Annotated in this window: 20 protein-coding genes; 7 read left to right on the forward strand and 13 right to left on the reverse strand. The window is 37.2% G+C overall.

Going from position 1 to position 13,419, the window contains the following annotated elements; translation table 11 throughout:
• Window positions 1–100 precede the first annotated feature (100 nt).
• The gene (locus ACFSQ0_RS00355; RefSeq protein ID WP_379042527.1) at window positions 101–847 is read left to right on the forward strand and encodes a flavodoxin family protein; all 747 of its coding nucleotides are present in this window, start codon (window positions 101–103) and stop codon (window positions 845–847) included.
• Between the two features lie 37 nt (window positions 848–884).
• On the opposite strand, the gene ACFSQ0_RS00360 is transcribed toward ACFSQ0_RS00355, so the two are convergent.
• The 3 genes from ACFSQ0_RS00360 to ACFSQ0_RS00370 form a co-directional block, all read right to left on the reverse strand.
• Window positions 885–1,469: a DUF1989 domain-containing protein gene (locus ACFSQ0_RS00360; RefSeq protein WP_379042530.1), complete on the reverse strand. Its 585-nt coding sequence runs from the start codon at window positions 1,467–1,469 to the stop codon at window positions 885–887.
• A gap of 17 nt (window positions 1,470–1,486) precedes the next feature.
• Window positions 1,487–2,161 carry a guanitoxin biosynthesis heme-dependent pre-guanitoxin N-hydroxylase GntA gene (gene gntA / locus ACFSQ0_RS00365; RefSeq protein ID WP_379042533.1) on the reverse strand — a complete coding sequence of 225 codons (675 nt, stop codon included), beginning with the start codon at window positions 2,159–2,161 and terminating at the stop codon, window positions 1,487–1,489.
• 96 nt (window positions 2,162–2,257) lie between these two features.
• Complete coding sequence (locus ACFSQ0_RS00370) at window positions 2,258–2,521, reverse strand: SemiSWEET family sugar transporter (protein WP_379042536.1); 264 nt, start codon at window positions 2,519–2,521, stop codon at window positions 2,258–2,260.
• A 169-nt stretch (window positions 2,522–2,690) separates the two neighbouring features.
• Between ACFSQ0_RS00370 and ACFSQ0_RS00375 the strand changes: the two genes are divergently transcribed.
• Window positions 2,691–2,834 carry a hypothetical protein gene (locus ACFSQ0_RS00375; protein WP_379042539.1) on the forward strand — a complete coding sequence of 48 codons (144 nt, stop codon included), beginning with the start codon at window positions 2,691–2,693 and terminating at the stop codon, window positions 2,832–2,834.
• 25 nt (window positions 2,835–2,859) lie between these two features.
• Entirely contained in the window at window positions 2,860–3,318 is a 459-nt protein-coding gene (locus ACFSQ0_RS00380; RefSeq protein ID WP_379042542.1) for an MgtC/SapB family protein, read from the forward strand.
• A 12-nt stretch (window positions 3,319–3,330) separates the two neighbouring features.
• Here the strand turns inward: ACFSQ0_RS00380 and ACFSQ0_RS00385 are convergent, their stop codons facing one another.
• The 5 genes from ACFSQ0_RS00385 to ACFSQ0_RS00405 all read right to left on the reverse strand — a co-directional run bounded on the left by ACFSQ0_RS00385 (window position 3,331) and on the right by ACFSQ0_RS00405 (window position 6,892).
• Window positions 3,331–3,885 carry a hypothetical protein gene (locus tag ACFSQ0_RS00385; protein ID WP_379042545.1) on the reverse strand — a complete coding sequence of 185 codons (555 nt, stop codon included), beginning with the start codon at window positions 3,883–3,885 and terminating at the stop codon, window positions 3,331–3,333.
• Between the two features lie 6 nt (window positions 3,886–3,891).
• Window positions 3,892–4,503 (reverse strand): FMN-binding negative transcriptional regulator, encoded by a 612-nt coding sequence (locus ACFSQ0_RS00390; RefSeq protein WP_379042548.1) that lies wholly within the window; start codon window positions 4,501–4,503, stop codon window positions 3,892–3,894.
• Between the two features lie 2 nt (window positions 4,504–4,505).
• Entirely contained in the window at window positions 4,506–5,030 is a 525-nt protein-coding gene (locus ACFSQ0_RS00395; protein WP_379042551.1) for a DUF421 domain-containing protein, read from the reverse strand.
• 108 nt (window positions 5,031–5,138) lie between these two features.
• Window positions 5,139–5,981 (reverse strand): YqiA/YcfP family alpha/beta fold hydrolase, encoded by an 843-nt coding sequence (locus ACFSQ0_RS00400; RefSeq protein WP_379042554.1) that lies wholly within the window; start codon window positions 5,979–5,981, stop codon window positions 5,139–5,141.
• A complete protein-coding gene (locus ACFSQ0_RS00405) occupies window positions 5,978–6,892 on the reverse strand; it encodes a helix-turn-helix transcriptional regulator (protein ID WP_379042557.1) in 915 nt (304 codons plus the stop codon). Before ACFSQ0_RS00405 ends, ACFSQ0_RS00400 begins: the two co-directional genes overlap by 4 nt.
• Window positions 6,893–7,071: 179 nt before the next feature.
• Between ACFSQ0_RS00405 and ACFSQ0_RS00410 the strand changes: the two genes are divergently transcribed.
• Window positions 7,072–7,224 carry a YqaE/Pmp3 family membrane protein gene (locus ACFSQ0_RS00410; RefSeq protein WP_147861234.1) on the forward strand — a complete coding sequence of 51 codons (153 nt, stop codon included), beginning with the start codon at window positions 7,072–7,074 and terminating at the stop codon, window positions 7,222–7,224.
• 397 nt (window positions 7,225–7,621) lie between these two features.
• Here ACFSQ0_RS00410 and ACFSQ0_RS00415 read toward each other — a convergent pair whose 3' ends face one another.
• From ACFSQ0_RS00415 to ACFSQ0_RS00425, 3 genes are all read right to left on the reverse strand, one after another.
• Window positions 7,622–8,086 carry a hypothetical protein gene (locus tag ACFSQ0_RS00415; RefSeq protein WP_379042560.1) on the reverse strand — a complete coding sequence of 155 codons (465 nt, stop codon included), beginning with the start codon at window positions 8,084–8,086 and terminating at the stop codon, window positions 7,622–7,624.
• A gap of 27 nt (window positions 8,087–8,113) precedes the next feature.
• On the reverse strand, window positions 8,114–8,344 hold the full coding sequence (locus tag ACFSQ0_RS00420) for a hypothetical protein (RefSeq protein ID WP_379042563.1): 231 nt from the start codon (window positions 8,342–8,344) through the stop codon (window positions 8,114–8,116).
• A 61-nt stretch (window positions 8,345–8,405) separates the two neighbouring features.
• A complete protein-coding gene (locus ACFSQ0_RS00425) occupies window positions 8,406–8,882 on the reverse strand; it encodes an Hsp20/alpha crystallin family protein (RefSeq protein ID WP_379042565.1) in 477 nt (158 codons plus the stop codon).
• A gap of 525 nt (window positions 8,883–9,407) precedes the next feature.
• On the opposite strand from ACFSQ0_RS00425, the gene ACFSQ0_RS00430 reads away from it, so the two are divergent.
• Together ACFSQ0_RS00430 and ACFSQ0_RS00435 are read left to right on the forward strand one after the other, a co-directional pair.
• The gene (locus ACFSQ0_RS00430) at window positions 9,408–9,905 is read left to right on the forward strand and encodes a hypothetical protein (RefSeq protein ID WP_379042567.1); all 498 of its coding nucleotides are present in this window, start codon (window positions 9,408–9,410) and stop codon (window positions 9,903–9,905) included.
• A gap of 25 nt (window positions 9,906–9,930) precedes the next feature.
• Entirely contained in the window at window positions 9,931–10,476 is a 546-nt protein-coding gene (locus ACFSQ0_RS00435; RefSeq protein ID WP_379042570.1) for a DUF1697 domain-containing protein, read from the forward strand.
• Window positions 10,477–10,532: 56 nt separating this feature from the next.
• Here the strand turns inward: ACFSQ0_RS00435 and ACFSQ0_RS00440 are convergent, their stop codons facing one another.
• A complete protein-coding gene (locus tag ACFSQ0_RS00440; protein ID WP_379042573.1) occupies window positions 10,533–10,922 on the reverse strand; it encodes a winged helix-turn-helix transcriptional regulator in 390 nt (129 codons plus the stop codon).
• An 87-nt stretch (window positions 10,923–11,009) separates the two neighbouring features.
• On the opposite strand from ACFSQ0_RS00440, the gene nfsB reads away from it, so the two are divergent.
• Window positions 11,010–11,675, forward strand: coding sequence for an oxygen-insensitive NAD(P)H nitroreductase (gene nfsB / locus ACFSQ0_RS00445; protein ID WP_379042576.1), 666 nt, complete (start codon window positions 11,010–11,012; stop codon window positions 11,673–11,675).
• A gap of 71 nt (window positions 11,676–11,746) precedes the next feature.
• On the opposite strand, the gene ACFSQ0_RS00450 is transcribed toward nfsB, so the two are convergent.
• Window positions 11,747–12,664, reverse strand: coding sequence for a DsbA family protein (locus ACFSQ0_RS00450; protein ID WP_379042579.1), 918 nt, complete (start codon window positions 12,662–12,664; stop codon window positions 11,747–11,749).
• Between the last annotated feature and the right edge of the window lie 755 nt (window positions 12,665–13,419).

Below are 13,419 nucleotides of genomic sequence, written 5' to 3' on the forward strand. Positions count from 1 at the left end.
TTGGTGAATATGCTCATTTAAAATGCTTATATTTAAGACTTTAAAGCCTTGCATAGATATGTAGGCGTTATTATTTGTTCATCTTTTTAAATATAAACTTATGCAGTCTGCTCAAAAATTCCCGGATTTTACCAAGCTAAAAGCCATTTTTATCAATTGCACCTTAAAGAAATCGCCTCTAGCCAGCCATACCGAAACCTTGATGCGTCAATCTATGGATATTATGACAAAAGAAGGTGTACAGCTGCGCTATATACGCTTGGTAGACCATCAAGTACCGCCAGGAGTTTATCCCGATATGACCGAACACGGTTGGGAACAAGACGAGTGGCCACAAATAAAAGAACAAATACTTGCCGCCGATATTTTGGTAATTGGTACTCCTATTTGGTTAGGTGAAAAATCATCGGTAGCTCAAAAATTAATCGAACGCTTGTATGCGTTAAGTGGTCAGACCAATGATCGCGGGCAATATATTTATTACAACAAAGTAGGTGGCTGCCTGGTTACCGGCAATGAAGACGGTTTAAAACATTGTGCGCGTGATATATTGTATGCTTTACAACATATAGGGTACAGCATTCCGCCCCAAGCCGATGCGGGTTGGATTGGCGAAGTGGGACCCGGCCCAAGTTATGGCGATACCGAGTGGCAGGACCAAAGCCTCAATCAGCCTGCTGGTTTTGATAGCGATTTTACCCAGCGCAATACTACGTTTATGACCTATAATTTATTACATCTAGCGCAAATGATTCAAGCTCAAGGCGGATACAGCAACTATGGCAACAATAAAAAAGCTTGGGATGAAGGCAAACGCTGGAATTTTGATAATCCTGAATACCGTTAAACGGATTGCATCACTTTAATTTTAATGCATTGGATTTTTATGCCGTTATAATTTCAAAATGTATGGGTTTAAAAGTACCTCCATTGCTGTCTTCGGCAGAGCAGGCTGTCAGCCCCACAATCAAGTCCATTTGCGCTTCAAAGAGAATATAATCTCCCGCCTTACTTAATGGGGGTTCCACGCTTATTTTCCCATCTTCTTTCACTTGAACATTCATAAAGATATTAAAAGCGTTCGGAATTTGATCAGGCTCTATGCCAAATGGCGCTAAGTTGGTATAAAGATTTTCAAAACAGCTGGGGTGGTAGCCCTCATATTCATACATAATCTCAAAGGTTTCTGGACTACAGGGCGCCAACAAGAAATCGTTACGTCCATTGGTGTCTTCTACTATTTTCATCATCGGCTGACTTCGATTGGACCACAGTTGATTGCCTGTAGTTAAGAATATATTTTCTTCAAAGTCTAGACTCTTACCAGATGATAATTTTTCGCGCGGGTCATTTGCATTAAAAAGTACCATATCGCTTACTTGCTGGCCTTTGGGGTCGATCACTTTTAAATATTCTCCTTTTTTCAATTGAAAAGCTGTTCCCGACTGTTCAGGTATTTTTTTTGTCATTTGGTCTAAATTTTTATTTAAGCTTTATGGAAAGGACATTTCCAATTTTTTTCTGTTTTTCTACCGCTGTATTGACGCGCTTCGCTAGCATCACCAAAATCGGCTAAGACCGGGTTGATTGACCCCTGTAATGCCTTATCTCTTTTCCGAATTCGTTTTTTGACCACTTCATAACTTCCCATTTCGCGCAGTTTTTCAAATTGAGCGTGCAGGTTAAAAGCAATACTCACATAGGGTGCCTGTCTGGCCTTTCTTGAACTACGCGTGTGCATTCCAACTATATAAAATGCCCTACCGGCAATACTGAAACTAAAGTTGTTACTCGCCGGATCTGCAGAAACGCTTGAATCCCAATTGGCATTATCAACTTGGTGTATTTGGTTGAGCAATTGCCAAAGCGCTTGCTCAAAAGATTTTTCGTCTTTAAAACTAACTTCTGGAAAAACCGCAATAAAACTAGCAAATTTATTATCACCAAAATCGTATTGTTGGATGTATTCTTTTATATCGGTCACCAATTGGCGTGCGGTGCTCTGTGTATCGAAATCTGGATAACTTCTAAGAAACAAACCTTGAGTTTGATGAACACTATGCGCCATTATACAAGGGTGATTTTTGTCTACTATAAACCTACGGAAAGCTTTTTCATAGATTTTATTTGAATTTTGGTCGGTTTGGTTCGTCGGTTTCATAAGCTTTTTTTCTAAAATTACCCATTTCATCATTCTTTAGTTAACGGATTAACAGATATTTAAACAAAGCTTAAACTAGTTTAACAAACTCATGTTTTAATTCTTAGTTTTGTATCGAAAATACAATACCAGCATAGTAGCGTTGAGGGAGAACGAAATTCCATTGGTGAGTATAATAGCAAGGTCATCACGTAATACACCATAAACGGTCCATAAACCTACTCCCATTGTTAAAATAAAAAACATCTTAGGAGAGAGATCGGCTACTTTTTTACTTCGCCATGCTTTATATAATTGGGGTATTATCGCTGAGGTGGTACACACACCGGCAACCAATCCTAGAACAGTTAGCCAATTCATAGCATTTGTGGATTAAAGGTTAAACGTTAGAGATCAACAATTTCAATTAAATTGCTGATATAGTAGTAATTAAGGCTATTAAATTCTAGTTAAACAGCTCTTAAGGAATTCTAAAATACCGGTGATTTTGTCTTGCTATCCTATAATTTAGTAATCAATTTAAAACGAAATGATGATGGAACAAGATGAAAAACATGCGGTAAATGAAGATAATTTGCAAGAAAAGTACGAAGGAGAAACACATGCTAAAGGCGAGGATACTCATGCTAATAAATCGCTTTGGGAACAGATGAAGAATCTGTTTGGTTTTTAAAATAAGTTTTTAAATTAGAATGCCTATGCCTATAGAATTAGAATTAGATGTGCTACTATTTTTAAAAAATGGCTTAGCGGCTATTTTAGCTGGCTTTTTAATGGGCTTAGAACGTCAGTTAAAGGGGAAACATGCAGGCTTAAAGACCAATGTTTTAGTGGCATTAGGCGCTAATGTTTTTATAATGGCCTCTTTGGTATTTGCCGATTTCTCTGGCACCGATCTTACCCGGGTCCTGGGACAAATTATTGTTGGCGTAGGATTTCTAGGTGCTGGTGTTATTTTGCCTAAAAATGGAGAGGATAAAGTAGCAGGATTGGCTACAGCCGCTACCATTTGGTGCAGTGCGGCTGCAGGATGTTTAGCAGGACTTGGCTTGTATGCGGTATTAGGAGTTTTTACCTGTATGGTGGTATTGGTAAATCTTGTTTTTGGCTTGTTGAATAGAAAAATAGATAAAAAGAAGTCGGCTCACAAAGAGTAGTAATTCTATAGCTTAAGCATCCTCATTCGTATTTTCAATATCTTCTTGTTCTTCATCTGATAATAAGTAATGATCTTTTCCTAATCCAACAATTTTAATGATGTTGGTTACGGTTTTATACAAGAGAAGGATTACCGTGATTAAGGTACCGCTTAGCAACGAAGAAAAAAACAAACTAATCCAATAAATATAGCTAAACCAAGCCGTTGGTAAATTTTCTGCTTCGGTTATGGGGATATTGAACAACTGAAAAACAATTAGAGTGACCACAAACAATACCGTTACCAACTTAGCAATATTTAAAACTTGCACATAATGTTGATTCTTTAAGCGCGATTTAGTACCCGTACTTATACCAAGAAGGGTAAGCAATAAAGCCAAAATAGTTGCTGATGCTAAAATAATGGTATTGCACAACATATTAATACCAGACATCGAGGTATTCAACAGCTGCTTAGCCTCGTAGCCCGATAGGTTTCCTAGTACAAATACCGCCAAGCCAATAAAGATAAAAGCAACTAAGCCGCCACTTATGGGTCCTTTATTTTTACTGATAAAATCCTGCATAATCGTTTATTTTAATCGGTTTTCATTGCTAATGGCTTCGGCTACTTCCTTTGTGTTTTTCTTTTTTGAAAGATGTTTACAGACCTCTATCTGAGTCTCTTGCGATTGTTTTTGATGGTATTTAGCTATCGCCTGTATTTTAAGCGGAATAGCTTGAAAGCCTAAAATCAATGGCAAATGTTCTTCGATTAAATTCCTTGGTAAATCTTGATAGTACAAAGGGTTTTCCTGTCGACTTTCAAAATGGTTTACCAGTATTTTTAAATCTTTTTCAAGCTGCCTTTGACTACGAGGAATAAGTTTAGCGTTGATGTGAACTGCACTATAATCCCAAGTACTGATGTCTTTATGCGGGTACCAAGAAGAAGAGACATAGGCTTGTGGACCTTGAAAAATAAATAGAGCCTCTGTGCCCGATTTTAAATATTCAAACTGCGGATTGCTTTTGGCAATATGCCCTATTAGCTTGAATTCGTCGGCATTACCTTCTAGCATAATGGGAATGTGGGTGGCCAGTAATTCTTCGCCTTGAATAACCATACTGGAGAAAGGATAAGCTTTTATAAAGTCAAAAATGTAGGATTTGTCTTTTTTTTGATAAGCTTTAGGATAATACATATTTATTGATTTTTGACATCTTTAAGTAACCAATCTTCTAATTCTAAATCCTTTTGATTGGTATGCAATACAGAAATATCGCCAGTAGTTTCAAAAACAACCGCCCGAACTTGGCTCAGCCGGCAAACGTTCGCCTCTCTTAATTTGGCGCGTAAGTCACTTTTGGTTACTCTTGCTTTTTTTAAGTTGTTATCTAAAATTTTTTGCTTATCCATCAACAATAACGGCGTATTGTCTATAGCCGTTTGCACGGATTGGTAGCGCCGTAGTTGTGCGATAAGAAATTGAAAAAGGAAAATAAAGAAACATCCAAAAACACCTTCGAGTAAACTTACCGATTGGGAGAGTAGCGTAGAGGCAATAATCGAACCCACGGCGATGGTCATAGCAAAATCAAAACCCGACATTTTAGAAAAGCTGCGTTTACCAAAAATTCTTGTGAAGGCAATTACGACCAAATAAATTACTAAAGTGCTAATGCCGATGGCGATTAGGGTTTTAATATCGGTGGCGAACCAGCTTTTCATAGGATTATCTTTTTTGATTTTTATTTGTTGAAAGTTAACCAGAAAAGGAGTTCACCCTATACTTATTAATAATAAATTAATACTTATGTGTTGTTATTTAGCAATAATTTATAATTTTTGCTTGTTTTTGATAAAAGTTAAATAATTGTCTAGTAAGCCCTGAATTTGTTCGGCAGCAATGGGGTTAGCCGAGTGTACTGCAAACTGTAATTCGCTTAGGTCTATACCCGATTCATAAACCAACCATTTGGCCGCGGCATAGCCATCGGGAGCCACTTGGCCGTTATCGGCTAGGCCTAAATCGTTATCAAAACTGATAAATTCGGGTAAACCAAACCGAAGCAGGTGTTGCTTAAAAGCTTCAACACTACGTACCACGGCAAAATCTTTACAAAGCGGCGCGGGATAAACATGTTGCGGGTCGCGTATATCATCTAAAAACAAATGCTTTTTGGGAGTAAAACGCAAATCCGTAAAGAAATGATGAACAGAATTTTGAAATACTTTTAATGGGATACGATGAGCTAAGTCGGCTATAAGCTGCAGTCTAAAATAGGTCTTATTAGGAAGTTTTTGAGCGATGAATTGTAAACTTTCTTGAGCCGACACTACAGTATCGGCGGCACCTAAAGTAAAATGTAATAAGGATTCGTGCTTTGGGATTTCTTGCGGAATTTCTTGATTTAGACTTCTTCTTACCAAGGCCGGATTAAATAATAGGCCGGGCCTATTAAGCATTGCACTTAAATGATAGGCTACAAAACCGCCCATACTGCTACCTACTACAAGATCTATATTTTGATCACGATATTGGTGGTACAAGTGGTTAATTACGGTTGCATTTTCACGGTAATCGATGCTAGGAGCAATTACTTCTGCATATTTTTCTAAAAAAGCACGTTTAGGCGCGCTTAATTTACTTTCGAGTCCGTGGAGATATAAAAGTTTCATTGATCCTGGTATTTTTTATAGATTTTTTCAATTTCGTTCTGTATATGTTGGCGGTAGCTTTTGGGGGCAATGACCTCTGTGTACATACTCATTTTTAGTATTTGACCATCTAACTCATGCGTGGGCACCAGTGTTAGGTTAACAAATTGGTAACCCAATTCTGTTGCCGGTAGAATACGTTGGGAATGATGAAGCGGCAAACTGGCAAGATATTGAGCGTGCTTATTGGTTACCTTGAGTTTTATTTCTTGAGGTTGCTCATCGGTGGCAAACAACCCAACCACCCGATCATACTTTTGCAATTGATCTTGATATTGGCTTCTCGGGGTAGTGCTTAACTTACCCACACGTGGGTTTTGCATACGTTCTACCCCATAGGTGCGCACTTGGTTTTTACCCTGAGGAACCCCGATGAGGTACCAACGGTTAAGGTATTCTTTAAGCAATAAGGGTCTGATGTGTTTTTGACTCGACTGTTCTTGGCTGAATTTTTTGTAGGTAAAATGCAGATCGCAATCGAGTTTAAAAGCTTGCAATATAGGCGCTAGATTCTCGATGTTTTTAAGTTGGCTCGAATCATCAAAAACTACATAATCCAACAGTTCGTGATGGTTTTGCAAGCCATCTCTAAAAACGTCACCCAAATTAAGCAATTCGAGAAATTTAAAAAAAGAATCGGCTTTAACACTTTTTTCGGTATCTATATAGTACCCCTGTTGATGGTTGTTATAACAAAGTTCTAGGCCAAAATCTGTTTTAATCTTTTCAAAGTCGCGTTCTAAGGTACGCGCCGAAATTTCGAAATCGCGCTGCGCCAAGTATTCTAAAATAGTCTCTTTGCTAGGATAGTGACGGTCTCGAATAAATTGCATAATATATTGTATGCGCCGGGATATAATGTATTTACTCATAGGCGTAAAACTAGTGCAAGAGAACGACATTTGATGTCGAAGCTCTTTTGAAATTTCAAATTTATCCTCATTAGAAAATGCTAATATAATCTTAATAGGCTAAATTTTAACGTATTATGCTTTATTCTTTTTATAATTTGGTGAAAATTACTAATCCTTTATACTAAATAGAAACGATTATGTCTTTATTAACCATTATTTTAAATATTTTACTTCCGCCATTAGCCGTATTTTTAAAACATGGCTTAAGCGGCACTTTTTTCTTGAATTTAGTCTTAACCTTGATTGGTTGGTTGCCAGGGGTGATTCATGCCTTTATTGTAAACGATTAGTTAGAAGGCACTGCTCAGTTATGAACCATTAGGTTGAGAGTTTAGGCAAAGTAGGTCCTGCGTTTGATATGCTATTTGGCTAAAGCGGATTGGAATTCTGACAAAAATTCCGCTTTAAGCGAAAAAATAAAACCACAAGTTAAAGGTGTTGCCTAGACCTTTTTTATAGGTTTAGGCTTGAAGCTGTATACTCTTGATCTTTTACGATAGCCGATGCAAGTCGGCTAGGCAATTGAAAGAACAGGCGGTAAGCATAACTTTTATGAAAAATGTATGCGTTGCCCATTCTTAGGTGGCCTGAGACTGAGGCAAACGAGGAACTATCGCTAAAGTATAAATCTACTTAATTTATAGCATTTGTTGTTTAGCCGAAGCAATATTAATCTGTTGCAATTAGCTAGATAGTACTATGAGGGGCTTTTTCTGGTTCATCTGATTCTTGTAAAAGCAGGCGTCGCTGTTGTTGCATCCATAATTGTAGTGCCTTGAAAGCCTCTGGGAAAACCTCTGGAGTTGACTGCAACCATGCCTCTGGGCGACTTGAGTTTAAAAAGGTTGTATCGGCAGTAAACCACTTAAAAAGCGAATTTGTAGCGGGTATATCGTGTTTAAAATTAGCTTCCCAACTTTTTAAGAGGCTATCTAGGGCCCTAGGTAACTCATCTACCGAGGTTGTAGAGTAGGTGTATAAACTATCGTAACGAATAAGCTTACCAGAAGAATCGTATTCTTTTTCTACCTGCCATGTACCTTGAATTGGCTGATGGTTATGCTGGCTTTCTAGCTTTTTATTGTGCTCTTGTGCTTGGGTCAACTGGAAGGCTCCCAGTAATAACACAAGCAATAAATTTTGTATTTTCATAACGTCTTAGTTTAATACAGCAGGGGACTATGCTTTAAATAGTCCCCCACCGTTTAAAATTTTGATTAATTGATTTTGGTTAAAAACACCTAGGTGTCGTTTAGCTTGGTTGTACCAAACGCATTCTACCAAGGTATCAGCATAGCTTTTTTGAGAAAAGGGTAGCTTTTTAGGAACATATTTTAACACCTTCATTTGCGGACTCGTTTCTTCTCCCTTAATGCGTACCCAATCACCTGGTTTAAACTTTCTGAACATTTTTAACAACTTTAAGATTTTACAAGTTATTGCGTCTGCACAAGGCTAACCTGGCTAAGGTTTAGCTAATTTTTATACGTCGTGGAGGTTGCTGTTTCGCCTCATCTTTCTTGGGCAGCACAATAGATAAAATACCTTCGCTGTATTGTGCTTTAATTTTATCCTCGGCTATGGTTTCGGGTAGATTAAAGCTGCGTTTAAAAGAGGTGTAGGCGAATTCTTTACGCGTGTATTTTTCGTTATCCTCTTCTTTTTTCTTTTCTTGATTAGCCGAAATGCTAAGCACTTGATGTTCAATATCAATCTCGAAATCAGATTTTTTTAAGCCGGGAGCGGCCATCTCTACTGTATAAGCATCTGCGGTTTCCTTAATATTTACTTGAGGAATAAATGATTGAGCCTCATTTGAAGTAGACCACAATTGATTTAAATCACGATCAAATAGCTCATTGATCCAAGAGGATAAGGTAGGGAAGTTAGATTTTGATTGCTTAGAAACTAAACTTCCGTTTTCTGGTACATGAATTAACTGACTCATAATCACAAAATTTTAGATTAAACAATAAGTGTAAATACTAAAACAAATTGCATACCTTATTACTATGCTAATTTAATTTTCAACTTTTTTTTTACTAATATGATTCTTTCTTGCGGTTACTATTTATAATGGCTGACAAAAAATTATCATATCCTGTCAAAATGACAATTTTGACATGCTGCATTGGCCGGTAGACTTGTATTCAAATTAAGCGTTTACTGCATTTTCCGCAGGATAGCTTATGTCACATTTATGCTTGGCAGTCAAAATCATCTTTTGTTGCATTTATTTTTGCTTTTGTAATTCAGGTTCAAATGGGGTGTATTTGCAAGGGAAAGCATCAAAAAATTAATCGAACTACGCCTAGCATTTTGTTTTTTGGAAAATTAAGTAGACACATTCCAAATAATAGAATTATTATGAGGTTTTATGCTGATTATAGCTTTAATTAAACCAAAATTTAGCAAAGCCATTTTGACTAAAAGTTGTATTTTGCTAGCCAAATGCTTGTTGAAAACTATAATTATGTGGAAATGCACCTACACCTTGAGCATACTATTGGTACTCACTTTAGGACTATCGGCTCAAGCTCAAAACCAATCTGAAAAGCTATGGTTAGATGCGCTTTGCGATACAGAATGGCAGGGAACTGGAAAACTCATGGGAAGACCAGCAGTTTTTAAGATGAAATGGAAAAAGCATTGGGAAGGTAAATTCTATAGTTTAGCATTTGAAAATAAAATGAATGAGGTTGAAAACGGCATGGCAGCTCAGGCGTTTTACCAGTGGGATGATTCGGGTAAAATAAACGGACAGTGGTTTGATAGTAGAGGCAAGCAATTAGAACTCACTGGGCATTTGCATGAAAACGAACTTTTAGTTTATTGGAAAGAAAAAGGCGGAGAACAGGGGAAAAGCCATTACCGCTACCAGCCAGAGGATGACACTTGGGTAGTGAAAGATTATATCAAAATAAAAGAAGCCTATCAGCTCTTTGCCGAGGCTAGTTACCGAAGAAAATAAAGAATTTTAAAAATTTGAACTTGCTATGAGTAGGGTAGAAGATAAAAAGATTGCGCTGTTGCGCGGTATCAATGTGGGAGGTCACCGCCCGGTGCGTATGTTAGATTTAAAGCAAATTGCTTTAGATTTAGGATATTTTAACATTAAAACCTACTTGCAAAGCGGAAATTTGCTATTTCAGTCCGATGCCTCTAACGCTCAAATTGAGCAAGACTTAAGTGCCAGTCTAGCCGCTCACTACCCATTTGATATACCGGTGATTGTGCGTGATGCCGCTATGTGGAATCAAGTCGTGGCCGAAAATCCTTTTAAGGGTGAGGATTTTGATCACAAGCAATTGCACGTGTGTTTTGTTCAAAAATCTGTTCCGCTACAAGCGCTTTTAAATCCGTTTAAAGAAAAATTTGCACCTGATCGGTTGGGGTGTGGTAATCGTGCCCTTTACATCCGCTACGACGGCGTCTCGCATCGCTCTAAATTGAATCTTCAATTTTTAGAAAAACAATTGGGCAGTAAATGCACCGCCCGAAACTGGCGAAGCCTACTTAAAATACAATCCATGTTAACTTAAATCATAGGTGATTTAACGTATTTTTTAAATTTTAAAATATAGGCGGTATAAGTAATTTATTTCTCTGTTTGGGCTTGAGCCATTGAGATTTGGTTTTGCATGACCAACTCACCCCATTGGGCCAGCTGCAAAATGAGGGGTTCAAGTGTTTTTCCTAAATCGGTTAAGCTGTAGCTCACTTTTAAAGGTGGCTTTTGGTGGTATACTTTACGTTTGATTAATTGGTCTTTTTCTAGGGCTTTAAGCTGTAAGCTTAATGTACGCTCAGTTACCTGTGGCATTTGTTGGCGCAATTCGCTATAACGTAAAGGGCCTTGTAGTAAATGGTAAAGAATTACGGTTTTCCATTTTCCTCCAATAAGGCCCATGGTTAAACTAGTGCAGCAGGGGTATGATTTACCCTGATAAACAAAATCCTGTAACTGTTGATTTTTTTCGTGTTCCATACTATACTTTTTGCCCGGTATTGCAAATGTAGTTGACTATATTTAGTTTTGCAACTATAAAAATTATAGTAAAGATAAAAAATTGTTATGCAAAAAGAAATGAGTTTAGAAGCCCTGTTAAATTGGCGTTACACCACCAAATCATTCGATGAAAATAAAAAGATAAGTGCCGAAGATGAAGAGCAGTTAAAGAATTTACTGCGTATGAGTGCTTCGTCTATCAATTCGCAGCCCTGGCATTTTGTTATCGCCAAGACCGATGCCGGGAAGGAGCGTATGGCTAAAGGTACTGCAGGGTTTTTTAGTTTTAATGCTGCCAAGGTGAAGCAAGCTTCGCATGTGATTTTATTCTGTGCTAAAACCGATATTGATCACGGGTACTTAGAGCAAGTGACTGAAAAAGAAGATACCGATGGCCGATTTGCCAATAGCGATTTAAAAGCTCAAAACTTAGGCGCCAAAAAACTATTTACCGATATTCACCGGTTTGACTTAAAGGATGCTCAGCATTGGATGGAAAAACAAGTGTATCTCAATTTAGGTAGCTTTTTATTGGGAGCCGCCAGTTTAGGGATAGACGCCGTGCCTATGGAAGGAATAGATATGAAGGCCTTAGACGAGGAGTTTGGTTTACGTGAGCAAGGTTATACGGCTTTGGTTATGGTTGGATTAGGATACCGAGCACAAGACGATTTTAACGCTGCTTTACCCAAATCTAGATTATGCGAAGGCACTTTGTTTGATATAGTTTAAAGATTAAAATCTTCAAAAAAAAAAGCTGCTTTTGTGATGAAAGCAGCTTTTTTTTATAGCTGTAGTGCGGCTTATTTTTTAGCATACCAATTGCCATTTTTTGTAATATAGCGATGCATCTTTTCTTGTTGATAAGCCTGGTCTAGTTCGTCCTGAGCTTGGGCTAAACTAATGTTGGCCAAAACTGCATATTCTTTAGGGCAAAGCGAGTTGAATATTGCGCTTAAACTTGCCAGATCTTTGGGGTAATTTTGTGCTTTAGCTTGAGGAACTAAAGTTTTAATGCTATTTTCAAGAACAGTAAAATCTTGTGCCCCATAAATCATTTTTTGTTGCTGCTGTTGGTTGAGGAAGAGCAAACTAGGGAATCCGCGAATACCCAATTGTTGTGCCAAGGTCAAATCTTCTTGAAATGCTTTTTCGGCTTGACCGGAATGAATTAAGGCTTTTAATTTAAGCTCATCTAAATTTGCTTTTTGTGCAGCTTGGTGCCAAGTTTTCTCTAATGTTATATTTTGTTTTTTTAGAAATACTGCTTCCCTTAAATAGCGCAAGAAGGCAATTGCCTTATCTGGATCTATGGCTTGTGCAGCTTTGAAAGCAATAGAAGGAGGGTAAGATGAGTTTAAAGGTTGCTCTAGCCATACATCACCATCTATTGGCATTTGATAGTGAAGGCTTGCTTCATCCCAATGCTTGGCAACATCGACCGGACCGCTAATTTCTCCCGCATTATAGTTCCAATTGGGTAACAATCCGCCCATTTTATAATTGATATTGATTAGGTGAGGATAGGTTAATTTTAATTTACGCAATTGAGGTTCTATGCCCCAGCAGCTCGAACAAATAGGATCTGTAAAATAGATCACCTTGATTTTTTTATCCGCTTTAAGCGGAAGGATAGGAGTGGGGTAAGATTTTTCATCTGATTGTATGGAACAGACCCCCGTATGCGGATCGCAAATAAGTTGGTTTTTTGCCTCTCTCATTGTTAAAATTTTTCTTTTTATTAAAAATTAAAAATAGTCATTTTTTTAATGAAGCTCACCTTTGGCTTAAACTATGATTCACCTGTAATATAGATTTGTTTTCATCTTATAATTTTTAATAGTATTTAAGGAAAACACGTGTTAAGCTATAGGCTGAATAAACAATTAAAACAGTTGACTTTTGGGGTACAGCTTCATTATATCATTTTGGGTTTATTGATTTATGTTCATCATTAGGGTTTCCAATCGGCTTGCTCATTATACTATAGAGTAGATGGTTTATAAAACTGTTTCTGCCAAGACGAACAAATTCAACTCGACTTGTGCTTATCGTTTTTTTAAACTTTATAAGATTAAAGGCTTTGTTTACGCGGTTTTTACGGATTGGTTTGACTATAATAATATTGGAATGAAGTAAAATAATTAAGATATTTATAATACTAAATTTAAATCGAAGGGCAGGAGGAAGGATTAGAAAAGTAAGGCCTGACTATTGACAAGGGTTGATTAAGCAAGGTAAAGCAGTTTGTACTAATTTTTTGATTGATAATTATAAATTTAAATTGTTTTACTACTCTTATATTAATTATTAAAAAGTATCTTTATCCGGAAATATTAACCTATAAAAGTGTATATTTGACTCGATATAACCAGTTGGCAAAAATACCTCGGAATGAAAAGCAAAGCGGAAAAATAATGAATCTGACTGCTTGAAAAGATGAAGTAAAAAACAAAAATTAGTTCTTAAAAGAAAT

Origin of the sequence: Mesonia sediminis (assembly GCF_042684705.1) — a bacterium.
GTDB classification, from domain to species: Bacteria; Bacteroidota; Bacteroidia; order Flavobacteriales; family Flavobacteriaceae; genus Mesonia; species Mesonia sediminis.

Excerpts from the sequence above, each read along its gene's own strand:
- ACFSQ0_RS00355 (WP_379042527.1), top strand. The coding sequence starts at position 101 with ATGCAGTCTGCTCAAAAATTCCCGGATTTTACCAAGCTAAAAGCCATT.
- ACFSQ0_RS00360 (WP_379042530.1), bottom strand. The coding sequence starts at position 1,469 with ATGACAAAAAAAATACCTGAACAGTCGGGAACAGCTTTTCAATTGAAA.
- gntA (WP_379042533.1), bottom strand. The coding sequence starts at position 2,161 with ATGAAACCGACGAACCAAACCGACCAAAATTCAAATAAAATCTATGAA.
- ACFSQ0_RS00370 (WP_379042536.1), bottom strand. The coding sequence starts at position 2,521 with ATGAATTGGCTAACTGTTCTAGGATTGGTTGCCGGTGTGTGTACCACC.
- ACFSQ0_RS00375 (WP_379042539.1), top strand. The coding sequence starts at position 2,691 with ATGATGATGGAACAAGATGAAAAACATGCGGTAAATGAAGATAATTTG.
- ACFSQ0_RS00380 (WP_379042542.1), top strand. The coding sequence starts at position 2,860 with ATGCCTATAGAATTAGAATTAGATGTGCTACTATTTTTAAAAAATGGC.
- ACFSQ0_RS00385 (WP_379042545.1), bottom strand. The coding sequence starts at position 3,885 with ATGCAGGATTTTATCAGTAAAAATAAAGGACCCATAAGTGGCGGCTTA.
- ACFSQ0_RS00390 (WP_379042548.1), bottom strand. The coding sequence starts at position 4,503 with ATGTATTATCCTAAAGCTTATCAAAAAAAAGACAAATCCTACATTTTT.
- ACFSQ0_RS00395 (WP_379042551.1), bottom strand. The coding sequence starts at position 5,030 with ATGAAAAGCTGGTTCGCCACCGATATTAAAACCCTAATCGCCATCGGC.
- ACFSQ0_RS00400 (WP_379042554.1), bottom strand. The coding sequence starts at position 5,981 with ATGAAACTTTTATATCTCCACGGACTCGAAAGTAAATTAAGCGCGCCT.
- ACFSQ0_RS00405 (WP_379042557.1), bottom strand. The coding sequence starts at position 6,892 with ATGAGTAAATACATTATATCCCGGCGCATACAATATATTATGCAATTT.
- ACFSQ0_RS00410 (WP_147861234.1), top strand. The coding sequence starts at position 7,072 with ATGTCTTTATTAACCATTATTTTAAATATTTTACTTCCGCCATTAGCC.
- ACFSQ0_RS00415 (WP_379042560.1), bottom strand. The coding sequence starts at position 8,086 with ATGAAAATACAAAATTTATTGCTTGTGTTATTACTGGGAGCCTTCCAG.
- ACFSQ0_RS00420 (WP_379042563.1), bottom strand. The coding sequence starts at position 8,344 with ATGTTCAGAAAGTTTAAACCAGGTGATTGGGTACGCATTAAGGGAGAA.
- ACFSQ0_RS00425 (WP_379042565.1), bottom strand. The coding sequence starts at position 8,882 with ATGAGTCAGTTAATTCATGTACCAGAAAACGGAAGTTTAGTTTCTAAG.
- ACFSQ0_RS00430 (WP_379042567.1), top strand. The coding sequence starts at position 9,408 with ATGTGGAAATGCACCTACACCTTGAGCATACTATTGGTACTCACTTTA.
- ACFSQ0_RS00435 (WP_379042570.1), top strand. The coding sequence starts at position 9,931 with ATGAGTAGGGTAGAAGATAAAAAGATTGCGCTGTTGCGCGGTATCAAT.
- ACFSQ0_RS00440 (WP_379042573.1), bottom strand. The coding sequence starts at position 10,922 with ATGGAACACGAAAAAAATCAACAGTTACAGGATTTTGTTTATCAGGGT.
- nfsB (WP_379042576.1), top strand. The coding sequence starts at position 11,010 with ATGCAAAAAGAAATGAGTTTAGAAGCCCTGTTAAATTGGCGTTACACC.
- ACFSQ0_RS00450 (WP_379042579.1), bottom strand. The coding sequence starts at position 12,664 with ATGAGAGAGGCAAAAAACCAACTTATTTGCGATCCGCATACGGGGGTC.